Origin of the sequence: Sphingobium sp. D43FB (assembly GCF_002312805.1) — a bacterium.
Lineage (GTDB): Bacteria > Pseudomonadota > Alphaproteobacteria > Sphingomonadales > Sphingomonadaceae > Sphingobium.
Genome location: NZ_NMUA01000320.1, coordinates 1 through 248 on the forward strand (window position 1 = coordinate 1; position 248 = coordinate 248).

General features: G+C 50.8%; 1 pseudogene. It reads right to left on the reverse strand.

What is annotated here, in order from left to right:
• Positions 1-156: 156 nt before the first annotated feature.
• A pseudogene (locus SxD43FB_RS24535) lies at positions 157-248 on the reverse strand (IS5/IS1182 family transposase); the annotation flags it as partial.

Here is a 248-nt window from a genome sequence, read left to right on the forward strand (position 1 = left end):
TCGCAAGCCTATCAAATATCCGCGGTGAAATAGACGCAGCGAAATCCCTCGTCCTGATCACATACAGGCTGGCACCGAAAAACGCGGACCGCCGAAGCGAACAACGTCACGAATAATCCGGGCTAAGAGCCTGATTCATAATTATCCGATGAAATTTCATAGTCTTGCGATGCGACGCGCGAATAGCTGGATGGAAGCTATGAACAGCCACGCAGTTGCCGATGCGATGGTCTGTTCAAAGTCCTTGG